A 19,939-nucleotide genomic window follows, 5' to 3' on the forward strand; every position below is an offset into this window, starting at 1 on the left:
ACAGACTATCTGGTTTCGCGATGAGGAGTTTGCGAGTTACAATACTTGCAAAATTTCTTCATCTCCATGCGGTCGGGGTGATTTCGCTTGTTTTTGGTAGTCGCATAGTTTCTTTGTTTGCAACTTGTACAAGCCAAAGTGATAATTACCCGCATGATGTGCACCTCCCGAGACGTCCTTCTAATTCACATTAGAAGACGCAAATATTGATCCTAAAAAAAGCCGCGAATTTAGGCCTACCTAAAACACTTTAGCATAATGTCAAGGTCTGTGTCAACGAAAGAATTCCGTTCTGCACTGGGTAATTCCGGGTTTAGTAGTCATATGGCCGTACCCTGTCTTTGGGTCTATCTCTTCCTCACACTTCGCTGTCTTCCTTACCATTATGGGGTATTCCGTCTGTGTATAAACCTACCTTCAACGGCAACGACTAAAATCGGCTCAAATAGTAATTTATGGTGCAAGCACCTAATTCTATCCGAGTGATTTCAAAAAGACTAAAAAAAAGAACTCGATGTCCGAGCCCTCTCTTGTTCATTATATCATCAATTGTCACGTACTTCTAGATATCTTTCTAATTTCCTTTTTACTCGTTGTAGAGCGTTATCAATAGACTTTACATGCCGCTTAAGATCTTCAGCAATCTCTTGATAGGATCTTCCGTCTAAATACAACATCAGAACCTTGCGCTCCAAGTCACTTAGAATCTCCGCCATCTTATCTTCAAGACCAATGAATTCTTCTTGATTAATAATTAGCTCTTCTGGATCTAGAACCTGTGTTCCACAAATGACATCCATAAGTGTTCTATCAGAATCTTCGTCATAAATGGGCTTGTCCAAGGAAACATAAGAGTTCAGCGGAATATGTTTCTGACGAGTGGCCGTCTTAATAGCCGTTATAATCTGTCGTGTAATGCAGAGCTCAGCAAAAGCCTTGAATGAAGAGAGCTTGTCACCTTTAAAGTCACGAATAGCCTTGTATAGACCAATCATTCCTTCTTGTACAATATCTTCACGGTCTGCCCCGATCAAGAAATAAGAGCGGGCTTTAGCACGTACAAAGTTACGGTATTTATTAATCAAGTGTTCTAATGCGCCACTGTCGCCACCACGGAAAGCCTCGACAATATCTTCATCACTTATGAAATCATACTCAGACAGCATTATTTCCTTGAGGTCGACACTCACCAAGAATCCCCCCGGCTGCAACGCAAGACACATCGTTACTTCGCGAAATATAGGATCAGTATATATTATGTTACCTTCCACCGTCAACCGGAGTTTGTCCAAAATCAATCTAGAATAGCATAAATTGGAATAAAATATTTCCTGATTCTTCCTCGATCTCACTGTCTGCGCCATTTTTCCAACTTACTGCGCACATCGGGAGGCAGTTTGTCTTCCAAAGAATGACGAGTAGAACTGACACCGCCAGGTTCAATAGCTTTTTTTACTTGTTTCTGATTCTCTTCAATTTCCAGATGCAATTCCCTTGCCGAAATTCGCAATGCACCTTGTGCAAAAATAATATGCTGCTCTATAAAATCACTCGTAGCCACATAGATCTGCCGGCGCCGATTGCTATATTCCCCAACCAGTCGCTCAATGCATTCATCTGCGGTTTCTTTTTCCTTGGTGAAGTACACCTGGACCTTACCCTGGACAAAAGACCTTCCCAACCCCGGAACACGGTATGCATCAAAAACAGCAATAACTCTTCGTCCAGAGAAAGCCTGGTAATCTGCCAGCAAATCCATCAAGCGGTCGCGTGCTTCCTGCATACCAATCTGGGACAGTGCCACAAGTTCCGGCCAGCCACCGATCATGTTATATCCATCCACAAGCAGCACATCGCGCCAGTCGGCCATAGCTATCCCTGCTGTTGCCGGCGGCGTATCACTTCATACATAATGACTCCTGCGGCGACAGAGGCATTTAATGAATTGATCTTTCCGGCCATCGGCAGCTTAAGAAGTACATCACATTTTTCACGAATCAGGCGTCCCATTCCTTTATTCTCATTGCCAATTACAACAGCTACCGGACCCGTGAAAATATCGGATTGGTATAGATTCTGATCGGTATCCACGTCTGTTCCTACTACCCAGACTCCCTGCTCTTTTAGACGGTCAATGGTCTGACCCAGGTTTGTAACCCGGGCAACCGGAACATACTCCACAGCACCCGCGGATGTTTTGGACACGGTCGCAGTTATCTGAGCCGAACGGCGTTTAGGTACGATTACCCCATGTACTCCAGTACAATCCGCCGTCCGCAGAATCGAGCCCAGGTTATGGGGATCTTCAATTTCATCAAGCAAAATAAGGAATGCCGGTTCCCCTTTGGCTTCTGCTATAGCTAACAGATCATCCACTTCAACATAGGCAAATGGTGCTGCTTGTGCAACCACCCCTTGATGCTGCACGCCTGGTGCCAGTTGATCCAGCTTACGCTTGTCCACATGCTGAATGACAATTCCCGCTTTCCGGGCTTCTGCAACGATGGGTGCTGTCAGATGCTTCTGGGCTGTCTCTGCAATCCAAATTTTATTTAATGTACGACCAGCACGAAGCGCTTCAAGCACAGAATGCTTCCCTGCCAATATTTCCTCTTCAGTCTTCAATTCTTCTTCCATGTTCACTTCTCCTATTTTCTATTTCACCAAAGCCTATCACGGCTGTTTCAACATAAACTGTATACCCTTGTGCACAATTTCTTCTATTCTCTCCTGTTGTCCTGTGTAGTACAAGTGACCAATCAAGCACTCAAAAGCTGTAGCATGACGGTATTCAAGCACATCCGCATTCTTAGGAACACTTCCCGATTTCGCATTTCTTCCCTGACGGGCGACATCCTTCTCCTCTTCCGTGAGACTAGGCTCCAAAAAGTTCAGAATTGCACACTGTGCTTTAGCGGATACCAGCCCTGTAGCAGAACGATGCAAATGGTTCGGACGCAAATTCGGAAGAGATACTAAATACTGGCGAACAGCCACCTCATAGATAGCATCTCCTACATAAGCTAGAACAATAGGCGAAAGTAGTCGCGCAGGTTTGGAAGGCTCATAAGGAAACCATCCGTTATCAAACTTGCGTTCCTCACTCATTTACGACGCCACCGCATTCCTTGTGGAGTATCCTCAAGCAATATGCCCAAGCGGCCTAATTCATCACGGATCTCGTCAGACCGGCTCCAATTCTTATTCTTACGAGCTTCAACCCGCTCGGCGATCAACCGTTCAACTTCTTCACTTGCTATTTCCTCTTCCAGTTCAGGCGTCAATCGCAGCACAGCATTCATTTCGCCAAAAGCTTGCAGTAATGCAGCAAAATCAGCAGGAGCAGCCTCGTTATTCGCAAGCGTATGGTTTGCCAGGCTCACCCAATCGAACATAGCCGTGATCGCATCAGGCGTATTAAAGTCATCCTGCATTCTAGCATGGAAATTGGCCACTATAGCTGACAGCTTATCATTAATCTCTGAGTTGACCTCACCTTGAGCACCATCAGCAGCGAGTTCAAGCCGATGTTTAACGTTACTCTCTGCAAGCGTGATCCGTTCAACGCTCTTTTCGGCGGAAGTCATAGATTCCTCTGAGAAATTCAGCGGGTTACGGTAATGGGTCGATAGCATGAAATAGCGGATAGCTCCTGCTTTAAAACGCTCACGGATGTCTTTTACAAGCCAGCCATTACCGAGCGATTTCGACATTTTCTCGTCCCCGATGTTGATGAATCCATTATGCATCCAGTAATTAGAGAGTGGTTTACCAGTCAGAGCTTCGGTCTGAGCGCATTCACATTCATGATGCGGGAACTGCAAATCTTGTCCACCACCATGGATATCAATCGTATCTCCCAAGAACTCTCGCGCCATAGCCGAGCATTCAATATGCCAGCCGGGACGTCCGTCTCCCCAAGGGCTACTCCAGTGCACTTCACCAGGTTTGGCTGCTTTCCAAAGCACAAAATCCTCCGGTTTTTCCTTACGTGAGTCCACCTCAACACGGATACCAAACTGCAGCTCATCCAGATTCTGACGAGATAATTTACCGTAGTCTTCAAATTTTGAAGTGCGGTAATATACATCGCCGCCGCTTTCGTATGCGTATCCTTTTTCCTCAAGCTCTTTAATAAATCCAATGATCAGCTCCATGCTTTCCGTTACACGGGGATTCAAGGTTGCCGGTTTAACACCAAGCCCTTCCAGGTCGTCACGGTAAGCAGCAATGAAAGTTTCCGCTACCTCTGCTACAGTAGTGTTCATTTCTTCGGCTTTGCGAATCAGTTTATCATCGACATCCGTGAAATTCGTAACATACCGCACCTCATTACCTAACTGCTCCAAGTAATTCCGGACCATATCAAAAACAATTATAGGTCTAGCATTTCCGATATGCATATATCCATAAACGGTTGGACCACACACATACATCTTAACTTTGCCCGGCTCCTGGGGCACAAACTGCTCCTTGCTGCGTGTCATTGTGTTATATATTTGTAAAGCCATCCTTATTCCAGCCCTTTCTGTTCTTCCGGATTCCTTAATACCGGGATGCTTAAATTTCGTAGTCACCAATATACTGCTGAGCTTCTGCTATCCGCTGTGCGGTTTTTTGTTTATCTTCTGCGCCAAGCTTTTCCCTAATTTCTTCGATTTCTTTCTGCAAAAACCGCAATGAATCGACAAGCGGGTCAGGCATCTTCGTATGATCGAGCCGATCGGATACCCGTTCTCCATTACGTTTTACCACACGACCTGGATTCCCTACTACTGTACTGTTGTTAGGCACTTCACGCAACACAACTGCATTCGAACCTATATTTGAATTGTCACCAATACGAAAAGATCCTAAAACCTTCGCACCGGAACCAATAACTACATTGTTGCCGACCGTGGGATGTCGCTTACCTTTTTCTTTTCCTGTTCCTCCAAGCGTAACCCCTTGATAGATTATAACATCATCACCGATTTCGCAGGTTTCTCCAATAACAATCCCCATACCATGGTCGATAAACAGCCTATTTCCGATGACAGCTCCAGGATGGATCTCAACACCAGTCATAAATCTGCTAAACTGCGAAACCATACGAGCCATTGTATACCAGCGGCGTTTGAAAAAAGAGTGGGCGATCCGGTGACCCCAAATGGCGTGCAAGCCGGCATATGTGAAGACAACCTCGAACCAGCTGCGGGCAGCAGGATCGTTATCAAATACCGCCCGAATGTCCGACTTAATATGCTTAAACATCACGGTTCCTCTCTTCTTAACTTCCTTATCTCCTGTTTACAGGTACATAAGAAAGGTATTGTCTCCAGGCCCATCATCCTTATCATACATATGCGGTGAGTGTTCGCTTGGTTTGTTATCTCGTAGAAATATAAGACAAAGAGTATTGTATGAAAATTATTTTTGCTTATATTTAGACAAAAAACGCCCCTGCAGCATAATGCTGCAGAGACGTTTAACCGCGGTTCCACTCTGCTTGAACGAATCAAATGAGCCGCTATTGTAACAAACGGCAGAATTTCTTCGTTCCACTTGGCATCATTAACGGCGACGTTCCCGGCGCGATCTAATGAGCCTTAAAAAGGTCATTCAACCGTGCAGCTCACAGGCGCATGTTCTGCCCCGGACAAATGAATAACTCCCAGCCCGAAAGGGTGTCCCTTTCTCGGTTATTCTCTCTGGCAATTGTCTTCAATGGACGTACTTCTCCTGATCACAGCTATTATCATATAATTCTATCTTAGCGCAAAAGACAAGATACTGACAAGGGGGTTTAGTCGTATGAAATACGACCTTAAGCGCCCTTAATTTGTGATTTCAAACGTTCGATGACCCGGTTTTTGCCGAGCAAAGCAATGGTTATATTAAGATCACGTCCGTGCGTTTGTCCGGTCAGAGCCACACGAATTGGCATAAAGAGTGCTTTGCCCTTATGACCTGTTTCTTTCTGTACTTCCTTAATCAGAACAGCCATGTTGCTTGCACTGAAATCCTGACAGGCTTCAACCTTAGCCAGAAAAGCAGACAATACCTCAGGAACTTGGCTTTCAGCCAGAACCTGTGCTGCTTCCGTTTCTAATTCTAGGTGACTGCGGAAGAACAGTTCCGATAGCGCCACGATGTCAGAAGCTGCAGTCATCTGCTCTTGATACAACGCGACAAGGCTTTCCGCCCATGCTTGTTGCTCTTCGTTCAGCTCAGCAGGTATTTTACCCGCTTTTTGCAGATGTGGAATAGCTAGCGCAGAGATCCGTTTAGGATCAGCATGCTTAATATAATGATTATTCAGATGCGCCAGCTTGTTTTTATCGAATACAGCCGGGCTTTTGGACAAACGGTCCGCATCAAAAATAGAAATAAGTTCTTCTTTACTGAAGATCTCTTCTTCTCCCTCTGGAGACCAGCCAAGCAGAGAAATGAAGTTAACCAGAGCCTCAGGTAAGTAACCCAATTCATCATATTGCTCGATAAACTGAATAACGGATTCATCCCGTTTGCTGAGCTTCTTGTGGTTGTCGCCAACAATAAGCGTCATGTGACCAAATAAAGGTGGCTCCCAGCCAAGCGCTTCATAGATCATAAGCTGGCGGGGTGTGTTGGAAATATGGTCTTCTCCACGCAATACGTGAGTAATAGCCATCAGATGATCGTCAACAGCTACCGCGAAGTTATAGGTCGGAATTCCGTCCTTCTTCACAATAACAAAGTCACCCATTTCTTTTGTGTCAAAAGAAATACTGCCTTTTACGAGATCATCAAACGCATACGTACGATCTTCTGGCACACGGAAGCGAATGCTAGCCACTCGTCCCTCAGCTTCAAAAGCTAAACGTTGCTCTTCAGTCAGATCACGGTGTTTGCCAGAATAACGAGGCGTTTCTCCGCGGGCAGTCTGTTCTTCACGTTCCGCTTCCAGCTCTTCCTCTGTGCAATAGCAGCGGTAAGCCAAACCTCTGTCCAGCAAATCCTGCCAATGTACACGATATAAGTCAAGACGTTCTGTCTGACGATAAGGTCCGTACTCTCCGCCCACATCAACGCTCTCATCCCAATCCATACCCAGCCATTTCAAATACTTAAGCTGGCTCTCTTCACCACCAGCGACATTGCGCTTTACGTCTGTATCTTCAATTCTGATAATGAATTTACCGCCTTTATTACGGGCGAACAGATAGTTAAACAGCGCCGTTCTGGCGTTACCTATATGTAAATGTCCCGTAGGGCTCGGTGCGTAACGCACCCGGACTTCATCCGTCATTGTATTCCCTCCGCTTCATATGGTTGAACTTAATTTACTACTTAGACCATCTCAAGATGATATCACATCTTGGAGTAGACAGACAATAGATTGTGCGGCAATTCCTTCGCCGCGTCCGGCAAAACCAAGCTGCTCAGTTGTAGTAGCTTTAACATTCACCTTGGACGGGTCAGCATTAAGCGCACGTGCGATAATCTCGGTCATTTGTGGAATGTACGGAGCCATCTTAGGCTTTTGGGCGATAATCGTTGAATCGATATTTCCCAGCTTATATCCTCGCTCACGAGCAAGTGCCCATACCTCTTCTAATAACTTCAAGCTATCTGCGTCCTTAAAAGCTGGATCTGTATCCGGAAAATGTCTGCCAATATCACCAAGTCCAAGTGCGCCTAGAATCGCGTCACTAACTGCATGTAGCAGCACATCTGCATCGGAATGCCCAAGCAATCCTTTTTCGTATGGAATCGTAACTCCCCCAATAATACAAGGCCTGCCCTCTACCAGCTGATGCACATCAAATCCTTGTCCTACAGCGATCATGATTGTCCCTCTCCCCTGTTTCTTTCTGTGAATTCTGCATAATCCAAATCATCAGGTGTCGTAATCTTAATATTTCTGTAGCTTCCCTCTACCACAGAAACCGGAATCCCCGCACGCTCCGCCAAGCTGGAGTCATCGGTGCCCAGAAAGCCATCCCGCTCCGCCGCTGCATAAGCCTCCAGCAAATCAGAAAGACGAAAAGTCTGCGGGGTTTGAATCGCCCACAGACTTCGCCGATCCGGCGTAGACAGTACTTGTCCTTCATTATCCACCTGTTTGATCGTATCCTTGACGGGTACAGCAAGAACCGAAGCACCCATCTGCTTCGCTCGTTCGTAGCAAGCCTCAATTTCATTTGGCTGTACAAACGGACGAACACCATCATGTACCATTACCCACTGTGTCGTAAGTTTCAACAACCCTTTATGTACGGAATGCTGACGCTCAGATCCACCAGTTACTATAGCCTTAACCTTGTCCAGCTTATAGAGCTGTATCCATTCCCGGCAGCGTTCAATATCCTCTTCACCGGTTACGAGCACGATTTCAGAGATCAATTCGTGCTGCTGGAATACCTCCAGCGTATGAACGATAATCGGCTTCCCCTGCAGTAACAAATATTGCTTGCTCTCCGCAGTTCCCATTCGCGTTCCTCTGCCTGCCGCCACAATGACGACGCCCACACTGTTTGACATTAATCTGGCTCCTGTCTTTCACGTATAATCCCATCATAACGTGTTTGGCGGGCATTTCCAACCCATAGGACAGTCCCCATACACTTTATCTTCACTTATTGCGCTTTTTCCAAAAGTTTTGGCTTAGCAAATATCATTCGGCCAGCCGAAGTTTGCAGCACGCTAGTGACCAGAACCTCCATCGTAGTCCCGATATATTCACGTCCGCCTTCTACAACAATCATCGTTCCATCATCTAAGTAGGCTACCCCTTGCCCATGTTCTTTGCCATCCTTAATGACCTGAACTACGATTTCCTCACCAGGCAGCACTACAGGCTTCACAGCATTCGCCAGATCGTTAATATTCAGAACGGAAACACCCTGCAATTCGCAAACCTTATTTAAGTTGAAATCATTAGTGACTACTTTACCTTGGAGTACCTTCGCTAACTTCACTAACTTACTGTCAACCTCAGAGATTTCTTCAAAATCTCCCTCATAGATCAATACCTTCACATCAAGCTCTTTTTGAATTTTATTGAGAATATCAAGCCCACGCCGTCCCCGGTTCCGCTTCAACAGATCCGAGGAATCAGCAATATGCTGGAGCTCTTCAAGCACGAATTCAGGTATGACAATGGTTCCCTCAATAAATCCCGTCTTACAAATGTCAGCGATTCTTCCATCGATAATAACACTTGTGTCGAGAATTTTATGTTCCTCAAGCCCGCGGCCTTCCGGCTCAGCCGCTTGACCCCAGCGTCCAGATGTCCACAGTGCAGCTAGCTCCTCTTTTTTCTCCAAACCGATCCGCAGCCCCAGATATCCAAAAGCTAACGTAGCTGGCACTTGCAGCAGCTGCCCAGCTTTCCCAAGCCAGATCATTGCAGGGTATAACAGGAGAGATAACAGAAGCCCCCCTGTTAGCCCAGCTGCACTTGCAGCTAATTCATTCATTGGAATACGCGAACAGTAGTGAACCGCCTCCCGCAGTTTTGAACCTCCCCATTCCGCGCATAAAGACCCCGCAAACAAAAAAATAATGGCACCCAGCACCGTAAATAAAATGCTTCCTTCTACAGGTAAGCTTTCACCCAGCTTTTCCATCCCCTTGGGGAATCCTCTTTCGAGCGCATGGTATAGCGAAAAACCTGACCAAGCACCACATATTAAGGCAAAAGACAAAATCACTTTTTTCCACATAACCTAACGCACCTCCTTTTTATTCATCCTAAATGGATCTATTCCTCACCAGTATGTTCCAATTTTCAAGACGATAAACTTGGGGTAGCGCTGGAAATGCAAAAAGGCTTTGCCATCCCCCAGGGAAGACAAAACCTTTGGTCATAATTTATTCAGTTACCTTACCTTTTGGACCGATTAACCGTTCTTGGAATGATACACTTTATCCTCTGAACGGCTACGACGACGATGACGGCGTCTGGCTGTCAACCGATCAATATTTTGCTTAAAGCCGTATAATGCGTAAATTCCAAGTAAGACAAAGATCAGCTTAGCGATTTGCTCTGGGAACACAACAGCTACAGCCACTGCAACAACAATAACCACTGGCGCTCCAACCACCGCTTTTTTCGGCAATCCAATCTTTTTGAAGTTAGGATATTTAACAGTGCTGACCATCAAATAGGATAAGAGCAGTGTAGCAACGATCATAAACGGAGCCGAAACATCTTTATTAAAAAGAGCTAATGTGGCCAGTACACCACCTGCAGCAGGAATTGGCAAACCGATAAAATAACCCGGAACCCCCGGACGAACATTAAAACGGGCTAAGCGCAAAGCACCAAACACCGGAAAAATCGCAGTTACTGTCCAGCCTAATGCAGAGTTCAAATCCTGCAGGCTTGAGACGTACAAAATAACGGCCGGTGCGACTCCGAAAGAAACGACATCAGATAAGGAGTCCAACTCCTTGCCAAATTCGCTTTCGCATTTTAGAGCGCGAGCTACTCGACCATCTAAGCCGTCTAACAGCATAGCAATAATAACCATGATAGCGGCCATGCTAATCTTACCGTCAAACGCCATCATGATACCAAACATTCCGAGCATCAAATTACCTATCGTAAAAAGACTCGGAATTGATTTTTGTATCATTTCTTCACCTCAATTTTCTAACTTTGGCCTTTAACGTCCCCAATATTACGTGATTGTATGTTATTTACATTTGCCTGTCAATAAGAACTTGCTTCTGTAAACGTTTGAGCCCATCCTGAATATTACGGGCCCGCACCTCCCCAATTCCGTCCACTTCATCCAATTCAGCTATGCTTGCGGACATCAAATTAGGCAGCATTTCAAACCGCTCCACCAGATTGTGAATGATCACATTCGGAAGCCGCGGAATTTTGTTAAGCAGGCGATAACCACGTGGAGTCACCACTTCTTCAGAGGTAATTGCCGTAGAGGAATAACCCAGTATACGGGCAATATGGTTATCATCCATCAGATCATCATCGCTTATCCGTTTGAGACCGGCGATAATTTCACGGATTTTATCTTCCTGCTCTTCCTTAGCATAGTCTCTGTATAGAAGCCATGCTTCTTCCTCTGTATTTCCAACCAGTTCTTCCATCTGCATGCTGATCAGGCGTCCTTCGTTGCCCAATTCGTTGATATAGCGTTTGATCTCCATTTTTATGCGCAAAACCATCTCTACACGCTGGATAACACCCACTACTTCAGCAACGGTAACAATGCCCTCATATTCTGAAGCTGACAAATTCGTCAGTCCTTGCGTGAGCACTGCTTTATACTTCTCGAGTGTCTGAATCGCTTGGTTAGCCTTTGCCAAAATAGCCCCGATCTCTTTGAGTGCATAACGTATCGAGCCTTGATAGAGCGTGATGATATTGCGGCGTTGTGAAATGGAAACCACCAGCTTACCCGTTTGCTTCGCTACCCGCTCCGCGGTCCGGTGACGGATCCCCGTCTCGATGGATGAGATAGAGGAATCCGGTATAAGTTGTGTATTAGCATACAATATACGCTTTAAATCCTCACTTAGAATAATAGCTCCGTCCATTTTAGCTAGCTCATATAAATAATTGGGTGAAAAATCGCAGTTAATGGAGAATCCACCATCCACTACGTCCATCACCTCAGGACTGTACCCTACGACAATAAGTGCCCCTGTCTTAGCGCGCAGCACATTCTCCAAACCTTCCCGAAAAGGTGTACCCGGTGCCGCCAGTCTGAGCAGATCATTCATATTCTCTAATTGGTTATATTCTTTCATATCCCTGTGCCCCCTAATCTAACGCGACCGATAGTGCATCTGCTACGGTACTGACGCCAATAATCTGGATATCTTGCGGGTGCTTCCATCCCTTCATGCTCTTTTCAGGCATAATCACCCGCCGGAAGCCAAGTTTTGCGGCCTCCTTAACGCGCATTTCCGCGCGCGAAACGCCTCTTACCTCACCGGTAAGTCCTACTTCTCCGAAGAAAACGTCGTAAGGTTTTGTTGAAATATCACGAAAACTGGAGGCGATACTAATAGCTACAGCTAGATCAATCGCCGGTTCATCCAGCTTTACTCCCCCGGCAACATTCAGGTATGCATCCTGATTCTGCAGGAACATGCCCATCCGTTTCTCGAGTACAGCGATAATAAGTGCCATCCGCTGGTGATCCATGCCTGTGCACATTCGCCGTGGGGAAGGGAAGTGGGTGGCAGCAACAAGTGCCTGAAGTTCTACAAGCACAGGTCTAGTTCCCTCCATACTTGCCACCACAGTAGAACCAGCCACGCCAAGCGGACGTTCCGATAAAAAGAGCTCCGATGGATTCTCTACTTCGGTAAGCCCCGCTTCACCCATTTCGAAAATGCCGATTTCATTCGTAGAGCCAAAGCGGTTTTTTACAGCCCGCAAAAGTCTATACGTATGATGCCGCTCACCCTCAAAATACAGCACGCAGTCCACCATATGTTCAAGCATCCGTGGTCCAGCAATAGCCCCTTCCTTGGTAACATGACCAACGAGAACTGTTGCAATTCCACGAATCTTAGCGATACGCATAAATCTTGTCGTACACTCCCGAACCTGGGTCACGCTGCCTGGCGCACTCGTTACTTCTGGCATAAATACGGTCTGAATAGAATCGATGACAAGAAATTGTGGCTGGATTTGTTCGATCGCTTCTTCTATGCTTTCCATATTTGTCTCACATAGTACATAAAGCTCCGTTGACAACGCATCGAGGCGATCCGCGCGCAGCTTAGTTTGCCTTACCGATTCTTCGCCCGAGATATACAGTACTCGCAATCCCTGTGTTGTAAGGGCGTGCGAGGTCTGTAATAAGAGCGTAGATTTACCGATTCCTGGGTCTCCCCCTACTAGTACCAGCGATCCTGGTACGATCCCCCCACCGAGAACACGGTTAAGCTCACCTATACCTGTCAGTATGCGCGGTTCCTTGTCACTTTCTATACTTATGATCGACTGTGCCTTTTCTTTACTATGAAAAATAGGGGCATTCATTCCCTGTGTTTTGACTACGCTTTCCGTTTCCTCCACCATGGAGTTCCAAGCCTGGCACCCTGGGCATTTCCCGAACCATTTTGGCGATTCGTATCCACAGTCGGTGCAAAAAAATTTTGTTTTTGCTTTAGCCATTTGTTCTCCTTACGGTCCGAACTGTTTACAATTCGGATCATTTTCTTCTAATGAAAGTTTACCATTTCTACCCCTTTAACGAAAGGTCATTCGGTATTTGCATTAAATGTATATTTTAAATTGATCTATTTCCAATAAAAAAAGCTTCCGCTCCTCTATAAATAAGGAGTGAAAGCCTTGTTTATTTTATTCGGATTCTACTTCTTTTTCAAGCGCTGGCGCTACTGGAGCGTCCACTTTAGTCACCACAAGTTCTCCCCCGACCTCATCAATATTGAGGGAATCACCCTTTTGGATATTTCCTCTCAACAATTCCTCAGAAAGACGGTCTTCAATATGCTTCTGAATTGCCCGACGCAATGGACGTGCACCAAAGGCTGGGTCATAACCTTCTTTAGCCAAGAAGGCCTTCGCTGCATCCGTGAGTACGAAATCAACATCATATTCACGCAGGCGCTTGCGCAGCTCATCAGACATCAACGTAACGATCTCAGCGATATGTTTCTCATCGAGTGAGTGGAAGACGATGATTTCGTCGATCCGGTTCAAGAACTCTGGACGGAAGCTCTTCTTGAGCTCTTCCATAACCTTGCCCTTCATATTGCCGTATTCTGCTCCTGCATCTTGCACAGCCGTGAATCCAAGCGTTGAATTCTTCTTGATTGCCTGTGCGCCTACGTTAGAGGTCAGAATGATAAGTGTATTGCGGAAGTCAACTACCCGGCCTTTGGAGTCGGTGAGGCGACCATCTTCAAGCACTTGCAGCAAAATGTTGAATACTTCCGGATGTGCTTTTTCAATTTCATCAAGCAGTACTACCGAGTATGGTTTACGACGTACCTTCTCTGTTAATTGGCCGCCTTCTTCATAGCCGACATATCCAGGAGGGGCACCAACTAAACGGGATGTGGAGTGCTTTTCCATGTATTCCGACATATCAATACGGATGACCGCATTCTCATCGCCGAACATGGCTTCAGCAAGCGCACGAGCCAACTCAGTTTTACCTACACCCGTAGGACCGAGGAAGATAAAGGAGCCCATTGGACGTTTCGGATCTTTAAGACCCGCACGCGCCCGGCGCAATGCCCGGCTGACAGCCTTAACAGCTTCGTCCTGACCAATCACTCGTTCATGCAGCAGAGCTTCCATGTTAAGCAGACGGTCGGTCTCTTCTTCTTTCAGCTTGCTTACAGGGATTCCCGTCCAGCTTGCAACAACCTGTGCGATATCTTCAGGTGTAACTTCAGAATCGGTGCGTCCTTGTTTTTCTTTCCACTGGTTCTTAGTCGTATCAAGCTCTTCACGGATTTTTTGCTCCGTATCACGCAGGGCAGCCGCTTTCTCAAACTCTTGGCTCTGAACAGCAGAATCCTTCTCCTTGCGGATATCATCCAAGCGCATTTCTAGTTCCTTCAGATTTGGCGGGATAGTGTAAGAGTGAAGCCTTACTTTAGACCCTGCTTCATCGATAAGGTCAATGGCTTTATCCGGCAGGAAACGATCCGGAATGTAACGATCAGACAGCTTTACAGCTTCCACGATAGCTTCATCCGTAATTTTCACACGGTGATGTGCTTCATAACGATCGCGAAGTCCAAATAAAATTTGTACCGCTTCTTCTGGAGATGGCTGATCCACCGTAATCGGTTGGAAACGACGCTCCAAAGCTGCATCTTTTTCAATGTATTTACGATATTCATCCAGCGTAGTCGCACCGATGCACTGAAGTTCTCCGCGGGCTAAAGCCGGCTTAAGAATGTTGGAAGCATCAATAGCACCTTCTGCGCCACCAGCACCGATCAGCGTATGAAGCTCATCGATAAAGAGTACGATATTCCCCGCTTGGCGAATCTCATCCATGATTTTCTTGAGGCGGTCTTCAAACTCACCGCGATATTTAGTACCAGCCACTACCGAGCCCATATCGAGCGTCATTACGCGTTTGTCGCGCAGTGTTTCTGGAATTTCATTATTAATGATTTTTTGGGCCAAGCCTTCAGCAATAGCTGTTTTACCAACCCCAGGTTCACCTATCAACACCGGGTTGTTCTTCGTCCGGCGGCTCAGTACTTGAATAACACGTTCAATTTCCTTGCTGCGACCGATAACTGGATCCAGGTTGCCATCCTTGGCATAAGCCGTCAAATCGCGTGCTAGACCGTCTAGAGTAGGTGTGCTGACATTAGCAGGTGTTCCGCTATGACTGGATGCAGCCTCGCTGCTTCCCAGAAGCTGAAGCACTTGCTGACGAGCTTTGTTCAAGCTGATGCCGAGGTTATTAAGCACACGAGCCGCGACACCTTCTCCTTCACGAATAAGTCCTAGCAGAATATGCTCAGTGCCGACATACGTATGTCCCAGCTTGCGGGCTTCGTCCATCGACAACTCGATTACTTTTTTGGCGCGAGGAGTATAAGCAATGTTCGTAGGTTGTTCTTGGCCTCTGCCAATCAGTGTCTCCACTTCGTCCTGGATTTTCTCAAGACCCAGACCCAAAGCGATTAATGCTTTAGCAGCAATGCCGTCTCCTTCACGAATAAGTCCTAGCAAAATATGTTCTGTGCCAATATTGTTGTGTCCTAAACGAACAGCTTCTTCCTGCGCTAGCGCTAGCACTTTTTGTGCGCGTTCCGTAAATCTTCCAAACATCATATCTCCTGCACCTCCATGAATAATAAATATCTATATTAATGTTGTGTTCCCAGTGTTTCTCGGAGCAGTTTCGCCCGATACATATCCCGTTCAGTGGCGTTCATCTCGTCACCGAACATTTTTTGCAGAAATCCTGGCTGTGTCTTAACGTTAAGCTCATTAAGCACGGAAATCGAAGGGCCTTCCAGTATGCCAAGGTCAACCCCAAGTCTCACATCAGACAGCCGTTGTGCGGATTCTTTAAGCTCCATTAGAGCTGCATAACACAAAATCCCATAAGATCTTTTGACTCGGTCTGTAATTCTTAAAGCGGAATCTACAAGCAGCCTTTCACGGGCATTTCGTTCATGCTCTATAATCTGGGTGACTACACTGTGAAGGTTCTCGATGATTTCACTTTCCGTTTGACCGAGAGTAATCTGATTGGAAATTTGAAAGATATTCCCTACTGCTTCGCTGCCCTCACCATAAATTCCTCTTACAGTCAATCCCACTTGATTCACTGCTGACAATATGCGATTGATCTGTTGGGTCATTACTAGTGCTGGCAAATGCAGCATTACTGAGGCACGCAGCCCTGTACCCACATTGGTGGGACAACTGGTCAAGTATCCTCTTTTATCATCAAAAGCGTAATTCACAGCCGATTCGAAGATATCATCGATGGCTGTCGCACGTTCCCATGCTTCTCTTACCTGAAGACCCGGGAACAGACATTGGATCCGCAGATGGTCTTCTTCGTTAATCATGATGCTAACCGACTCATCTTCATTTAATATCACAGCTGCGCCACGTGAATCATTAGCCAGATTAGGACTGATGAGATGTTTCTCGACCAATACCTTTTTATCCAGTTCATTCACTTCAGCAAGCTTTATTAGTTGAAAAGATCCGAATTCGGCAGCAGTTTCCCCATGAAACACAGGGGCCAGCAGCTCTAATACTTCTTCCGATTGCTCTAAGGAAGCAAGCATAGGGAATGGAAGATGCTCTAAATTACGTGCAATACGCATACGGCTGCTAATTACAATCTCGGAGTGACTGCCTCCCGAGCGCATCCAATCACTAAGCGCTTGTTCAGTAAATCGGAGACTTGACATGTCATATCCCCCCTATATATCAAAGACTTTACTCTTGTGCCATTTCTTTTTCAAGTTGGCGAATTTGATCCCGCAGCTCTGCCGCAGTTTCGAATTCCTCCTGTGCGATACTTTGCTGTAATTCCAGCTTCAATTCATCAATTTGCCGCTTGAACACAATTTGTGCTCCAGCACGTTTAGGAATCTTGCCTACATGCGAAGTGCTGCCATGCACCCGTTTAAAGAGCGGGTCCAGTGCACTGTTGAAATATTTATAACAGGAGCTGCAGCCAAAACGACCCAATTTGCTAAACTGCGAGTACGTCATTCCACAATTCTCACATTGCAGACTCTGCGTAGTCTTCGTAGCAGCCGTCTTTTCCTTACCGGCCCCTTCAAGATCAAGCAGACCGGACAGCAAGCTGTGAATGGAGAATCCTCCAGCAGTTCCCGGGATCAGTTCACCCTTCTCCCGCGCACAGCTCTCGCAGATATGAAATTCTGTCTTCTCTCCATTCACGATCTTGGTGAAATGGAGTGTTGCTGGCTTGACGCCACATTCCTGACATTGCATAAGCGAAAGCCCCTCCCTTATGATTGACAATTATTTGCCTAACAAAGAGATTAACATCGCCTTCATAATCTTGGCCCGAATCTCATCCCGATATGGAATCTTAACCGTTAGGCAATCCCGAGAAACAGCAGCGCGCATAAGACACGCCTCACGCTTGCTTAGAAAACCAGCTTCCTCCAGTTGATAAATCAACCCTTCGGCAGCGTTCTGATCTATCCCGCCACCTATAGTATGGTTTAAATGGGCATGCAGTGCCACGTTGGGCGGCAATTCAAAACGTTGAATACGAATATATCCCCCGCCACCACGTTTACTTTCCACCACATAGCCTTTTTCCAGTGTAAAGCGTGTACTAATAACATAATTGATCTGTGACGGTACGCATGAGAACTGGTCCGCCAGGTCATTTCGCTGGATTTCCACCGTACCTTCGGGACTTTCATGCAAAATATTCTTCAGATATTGTTCAATAATATCAGAGATATTGCGCATCACTCATCCTCCAGTGCTCTTTAAAGCTTCATAATATCGCTTACGGCCCGCATCCTTAATGACATTCATTAGTGAACTTCATTCATATAAGTCTGAAGAAAACTTCACGAATTCAGAGGATCGCACTGTATGTCATCAGGTGCGTTGACTTTGACTTTCTTTGACTTTTTAATATTATAACATATTCTGTGCTAATTCCAAGAGGATTCTCTTATTTTTCACTTTTTTCAGCGAATGTATTCGGAAATAAAGAACTCTCCCAGCATCTTTCGAAGGGGAGAGCCTAATTATTTTCTAAAAATGATCAAAAAGTGCAGTTTCAGCTTGCGGTATGATTTCTTCGAGCCATTCCAGAGCCGTCGGATTACCAGTCACACGTCCATAACGAGCCAGCTCTGCCGGGCGTTTATATCCAAACATTAGAATCGTCAGCGAACCAATATCACAGCTTAAGTCAGCTGCATCCCGTTCACCCTCTATACGCAAGAAAGCTGCTGCTCCCTTTTCGGAGACAGTCCATTCCCACAACCCGTCATTCCATGGGGCATATTTATCTTCAATATAGATAACCTGTTTCTTCTGACTGTTGTGACGCTTAAAAGAATAACTCTCCACGAATGCTTTAGCATTAACAATACGCGCCATAAAATAAGGATAATTCTCCTGCTCTATACGCGGATCAGGCAGCAAAAAGGGTAACATATCATCGGATGGCACCAGTTTTAGCGATGCACCGGTCACCATCGAATCGTGATTCGCAAGAAATGTCCATAGCCCCTGCCGGGCCTGTTCGTTCAAAAACACAAATTCATCAATGACCAGCTCTCTATTTTCTATCTTATATAGTACGTATCCTTCAGGTTCCCCAAGCTGTGAATAAAATACCGCAGTCTGACCTTCATCATCCAGAACAGAGTTTTCCCACCAGTCCAAATCACGCTTAAGTGTTCCGTTATATCTAACTGCAAAACGATTGTATAAGTTGTCCAATACTTCGATATCTATAACACCACGTCTTACCTTGCCCTCAACTTCAACCTTCTTGGGAAACTTGGCAACAGGAATGGAGTATTTCTTATATTCACAATAAACTTCCCAACCAAATTTGCGATAAAAGGGGATCAAGAACGGATGCAGAAAAGATAATGTCTGCCCCGCCTCATTCATCGTTTGCAGCGTATGCGCTAGGAGCTTTGCCACATGCCCCTGTCTGCGATTCTCTGGCCATGTCGCTACCCCTGCGAGCCCTCCCATAGGTACTAATCTACCTTGTATGTACACTTCGAACGGAAGAAGAGTAAGTTTAGCTTCCAAAGTACCTTCTTCAAAAGCACCCCATACGCGTTCTGCTTTAAATCTTTCCTTAGCATTCGCCCTTTTCTCACTAGGCAGCTTATATTGAAAAGCATATTCAGATAAATCCATGCTTAGATCAAACTCTTCTGAGTGCAACTGTCTGATATCCACAAAACTCACCTCATCATTTATGAATTTACTTTTATGGTTAGTATAACAAGAGAGTGTATTGTGTGCGAATTATAAGGATATTTTTCGAACTTTTTTTAGTTATCCACAGCCTTAGGCAGTTTTAAAAATAGTCTTGTAATCTTGTTCTATTCAAGTTAAAATAATTATCCACTTATTAATCCCTCTATCCACATAAATATGACTATATCCACAGCAACCCGTGTATTACTTAGGTTTTCTGTTGACAGATCTACATAAATATGTACTTAATCCACACCATTTGGTGATTTTTTGCCTTTTAATCATCTATCCACATGTGCGTAAGTTTTCTGCAAATTCCAATGAATTATCCACAAGTTTTCCACAATCTATAATAGACGCAAAAAAGCCACTGTCGAGTTATCAACAGTGGTCTATTTGTGCTTGGCAACGTCCTACTCTCCCAGGACCCTTCGGTCCAAGTACCATCGGCGCTGGAGGGCTTAACGGTCGTGTTCGGGATGGGTACGCGTGGAACCCCTCCGCTATCGCCACCAAACATGCGTC

19 protein-coding genes and 1 rRNA gene are annotated in these 19,939 nt (G+C 45.7%); all 20 read right to left on the bottom strand.

Features of this window, described 5'->3' with window-relative positions:
- Positions 1 to 5 precede the first annotated feature (5 nt).
- On the bottom strand, positions 6 to 155 hold the full coding sequence (gene rpmG, locus MHI32_RS27835; RefSeq protein ID WP_076099620.1) for a 50S ribosomal protein L33: 150 nt from the start codon (positions 153 to 155) through the stop codon (positions 6 to 8).
- Between the two features lie 390 nt (positions 156 to 545).
- The gene (gene sigH, locus MHI32_RS27840) at positions 546 to 1,190 is read right to left on the bottom strand and encodes an RNA polymerase sporulation sigma factor SigH (RefSeq protein WP_036680496.1); all 645 of its coding nucleotides are present in this window, start codon (positions 1,188 to 1,190) and stop codon (positions 546 to 548) included.
- Positions 1,191 to 1,348: 158 nt separating this feature from the next.
- Positions 1,349 to 1,870, bottom strand: a complete 522-nt coding sequence (locus MHI32_RS27845; RefSeq protein WP_036680494.1) for an NYN domain-containing protein — start codon at positions 1,868 to 1,870, stop codon at positions 1,349 to 1,351.
- A gap of 2 nt (positions 1,871 to 1,872) precedes the next feature.
- Positions 1,873 to 2,637 (bottom strand): 23S rRNA (guanosine(2251)-2'-O)-methyltransferase RlmB, encoded by a 765-nt coding sequence (gene rlmB, locus MHI32_RS27850; RefSeq protein ID WP_076105935.1) that lies wholly within the window; start codon positions 2,635 to 2,637, stop codon positions 1,873 to 1,875.
- A 36-nt stretch (positions 2,638 to 2,673) separates the two neighbouring features.
- The gene (locus MHI32_RS27855; protein WP_076099622.1) at positions 2,674 to 3,108 is read right to left on the bottom strand and encodes a ribonuclease III domain-containing protein; all 435 of its coding nucleotides are present in this window, start codon (positions 3,106 to 3,108) and stop codon (positions 2,674 to 2,676) included.
- Entirely contained in the window at positions 3,105 to 4,511 is a 1,407-nt protein-coding gene (gene cysS / locus MHI32_RS27860; RefSeq protein ID WP_076130023.1) for a cysteine--tRNA ligase, read from the bottom strand. Before cysS ends, MHI32_RS27855 begins: the two co-directional genes overlap by 4 nt.
- Positions 4,512 to 4,560: 49 nt before the next feature.
- The gene (gene cysE, locus MHI32_RS27865) at positions 4,561 to 5,253 is read right to left on the bottom strand and encodes a serine O-acetyltransferase (protein ID WP_036680489.1); all 693 of its coding nucleotides are present in this window, start codon (positions 5,251 to 5,253) and stop codon (positions 4,561 to 4,563) included.
- A gap of 553 nt (positions 5,254 to 5,806) precedes the next feature.
- Complete coding sequence (gene gltX / locus MHI32_RS27870; RefSeq protein WP_036680487.1) at positions 5,807 to 7,270, bottom strand: glutamate--tRNA ligase; 1,464 nt, start codon at positions 7,268 to 7,270, stop codon at positions 5,807 to 5,809.
- A gap of 51 nt (positions 7,271 to 7,321) precedes the next feature.
- Positions 7,322 to 7,810 (bottom strand): 2-C-methyl-D-erythritol 2,4-cyclodiphosphate synthase, encoded by a 489-nt coding sequence (gene ispF / locus MHI32_RS27875; RefSeq protein ID WP_036680486.1) that lies wholly within the window; start codon positions 7,808 to 7,810, stop codon positions 7,322 to 7,324.
- Complete coding sequence (gene ispD / locus MHI32_RS27880) at positions 7,807 to 8,505, bottom strand: 2-C-methyl-D-erythritol 4-phosphate cytidylyltransferase (protein WP_076130021.1); 699 nt, start codon at positions 8,503 to 8,505, stop codon at positions 7,807 to 7,809. Before ispD ends, ispF begins: the two co-directional genes overlap by 4 nt.
- 95 nt (positions 8,506 to 8,600) lie before the next feature.
- Positions 8,601 to 9,689: a PIN/TRAM domain-containing protein gene (locus MHI32_RS27885; protein WP_036680481.1), complete on the bottom strand. Its 1,089-nt coding sequence runs from the start codon at positions 9,687 to 9,689 to the stop codon at positions 8,601 to 8,603.
- 177 nt (positions 9,690 to 9,866) lie between these two features.
- Positions 9,867 to 10,604 carry a CDP-diacylglycerol--serine O-phosphatidyltransferase gene (pssA, locus tag MHI32_RS27890; protein ID WP_036680477.1) on the bottom strand — a complete coding sequence of 246 codons (738 nt, stop codon included), beginning with the start codon at positions 10,602 to 10,604 and terminating at the stop codon, positions 9,867 to 9,869.
- Positions 10,605 to 10,668: 64 nt separating this feature from the next.
- The gene (gene disA / locus MHI32_RS27895) at positions 10,669 to 11,745 is read right to left on the bottom strand and encodes a DNA integrity scanning diadenylate cyclase DisA (protein WP_036680475.1); all 1,077 of its coding nucleotides are present in this window, start codon (positions 11,743 to 11,745) and stop codon (positions 10,669 to 10,671) included.
- Between the two features lie 13 nt (positions 11,746 to 11,758).
- Positions 11,759 to 13,126 carry a DNA repair protein RadA gene (gene radA, locus MHI32_RS27900; protein ID WP_036680472.1) on the bottom strand — a complete coding sequence of 456 codons (1,368 nt, stop codon included), beginning with the start codon at positions 13,124 to 13,126 and terminating at the stop codon, positions 11,759 to 11,761.
- Between the two features lie 186 nt (positions 13,127 to 13,312).
- Positions 13,313 to 15,781 carry an ATP-dependent protease ATP-binding subunit ClpC gene (clpC, locus tag MHI32_RS27905; RefSeq protein WP_036680471.1) on the bottom strand — a complete coding sequence of 823 codons (2,469 nt, stop codon included), beginning with the start codon at positions 15,779 to 15,781 and terminating at the stop codon, positions 13,313 to 13,315.
- 35 nt (positions 15,782 to 15,816) lie between these two features.
- Complete coding sequence (locus MHI32_RS27910; protein WP_036680469.1) at positions 15,817 to 16,881, bottom strand: protein arginine kinase; 1,065 nt, start codon at positions 16,879 to 16,881, stop codon at positions 15,817 to 15,819.
- A 28-nt stretch (positions 16,882 to 16,909) separates the two neighbouring features.
- Positions 16,910 to 17,434 carry a UvrB/UvrC motif-containing protein gene (locus MHI32_RS27915; RefSeq protein ID WP_036680467.1) on the bottom strand — a complete coding sequence of 175 codons (525 nt, stop codon included), beginning with the start codon at positions 17,432 to 17,434 and terminating at the stop codon, positions 16,910 to 16,912.
- Between the two features lie 30 nt (positions 17,435 to 17,464).
- On the bottom strand, positions 17,465 to 17,926 hold the full coding sequence (locus MHI32_RS27920) for a CtsR family transcriptional regulator (protein WP_036680465.1): 462 nt from the start codon (positions 17,924 to 17,926) through the stop codon (positions 17,465 to 17,467).
- A gap of 294 nt (positions 17,927 to 18,220) precedes the next feature.
- Complete coding sequence (locus MHI32_RS27925; RefSeq protein WP_076130022.1) at positions 18,221 to 19,393, bottom strand: GNAT family N-acetyltransferase; 1,173 nt, start codon at positions 19,391 to 19,393, stop codon at positions 18,221 to 18,223.
- 421 nt (positions 19,394 to 19,814) lie between these two features.
- Positions 19,815 to 19,931: ribosomal RNA gene (rrf, locus tag MHI32_RS27930) — 5S ribosomal RNA — on the bottom strand.
- Positions 19,932 to 19,939: the final 8 nt, after the last annotated feature.

It is taken from the genome of Paenibacillus sp. FSL H7-0690, from assembly GCF_037980415.1.
In the GTDB taxonomy this organism is placed as follows: Bacteria; Bacillota; Bacilli; order Paenibacillales; family Paenibacillaceae; genus Paenibacillus_AQ; species Paenibacillus_AQ odorifer.

Coding starts and splice junctions, on each gene's coding strand:
- clpC (WP_036680471.1), bottom strand. CDS start 15,781: ATGATGTTTGGAAGATTTACGGAACGCGCACAAAAAGTGCTAGCGCTA.
- ispF (WP_036680486.1), bottom strand. CDS start 7,810: ATGATCGCTGTAGGACAAGGATTTGATGTGCATCAGCTGGTAGAGGGC.
- gltX (WP_036680487.1), bottom strand. CDS start 7,270: ATGACGGATGAAGTCCGGGTGCGTTACGCACCGAGCCCTACGGGACAT.
- MHI32_RS27920 (WP_036680465.1), bottom strand. CDS start 17,926: ATGCGCAATATCTCTGATATTATTGAACAATATCTGAAGAATATTTTG.
- cysS (WP_076130023.1), bottom strand. CDS start 4,511: ATGGCTTTACAAATATATAACACAATGACACGCAGCAAGGAGCAGTTT.
- pssA (WP_036680477.1), bottom strand. CDS start 10,604: ATGATACAAAAATCAATTCCGAGTCTTTTTACGATAGGTAATTTGATG.
- MHI32_RS27910 (WP_036680469.1), bottom strand. CDS start 16,881: ATGTCAAGTCTCCGATTTACTGAACAAGCGCTTAGTGATTGGATGCGC.
- MHI32_RS27915 (WP_036680467.1), bottom strand. CDS start 17,434: ATGCAATGTCAGGAATGTGGCGTCAAGCCAGCAACACTCCATTTCACC.
- rlmB (WP_076105935.1), bottom strand. CDS start 2,637: ATGGAAGAAGAATTGAAGACTGAAGAGGAAATATTGGCAGGGAAGCAT.
- cysE (WP_036680489.1), bottom strand. CDS start 5,253: ATGTTTAAGCATATTAAGTCGGACATTCGGGCGGTATTTGATAACGAT.
- disA (WP_036680475.1), bottom strand. CDS start 11,745: ATGAAAGAATATAACCAATTAGAGAATATGAATGATCTGCTCAGACTG.
- MHI32_RS27855 (WP_076099622.1), bottom strand. CDS start 3,108: ATGAGTGAGGAACGCAAGTTTGATAACGGATGGTTTCCTTATGAGCCT.
- MHI32_RS27885 (WP_036680481.1), bottom strand. CDS start 9,689: ATGTGGAAAAAAGTGATTTTGTCTTTTGCCTTAATATGTGGTGCTTGG.
- rpmG (WP_076099620.1), bottom strand. CDS start 155: ATGCGGGTAATTATCACTTTGGCTTGTACAAGTTGCAAACAAAGAAAC.
- MHI32_RS27845 (WP_036680494.1), bottom strand. CDS start 1,870: ATGGCCGACTGGCGCGATGTGCTGCTTGTGGATGGATATAACATGATC.
- ispD (WP_076130021.1), bottom strand. CDS start 8,505: ATGTCAAACAGTGTGGGCGTCGTCATTGTGGCGGCAGGCAGAGGAACG.
- radA (WP_036680472.1), bottom strand. CDS start 13,126: ATGGCTAAAGCAAAAACAAAATTTTTTTGCACCGACTGTGGATACGAA.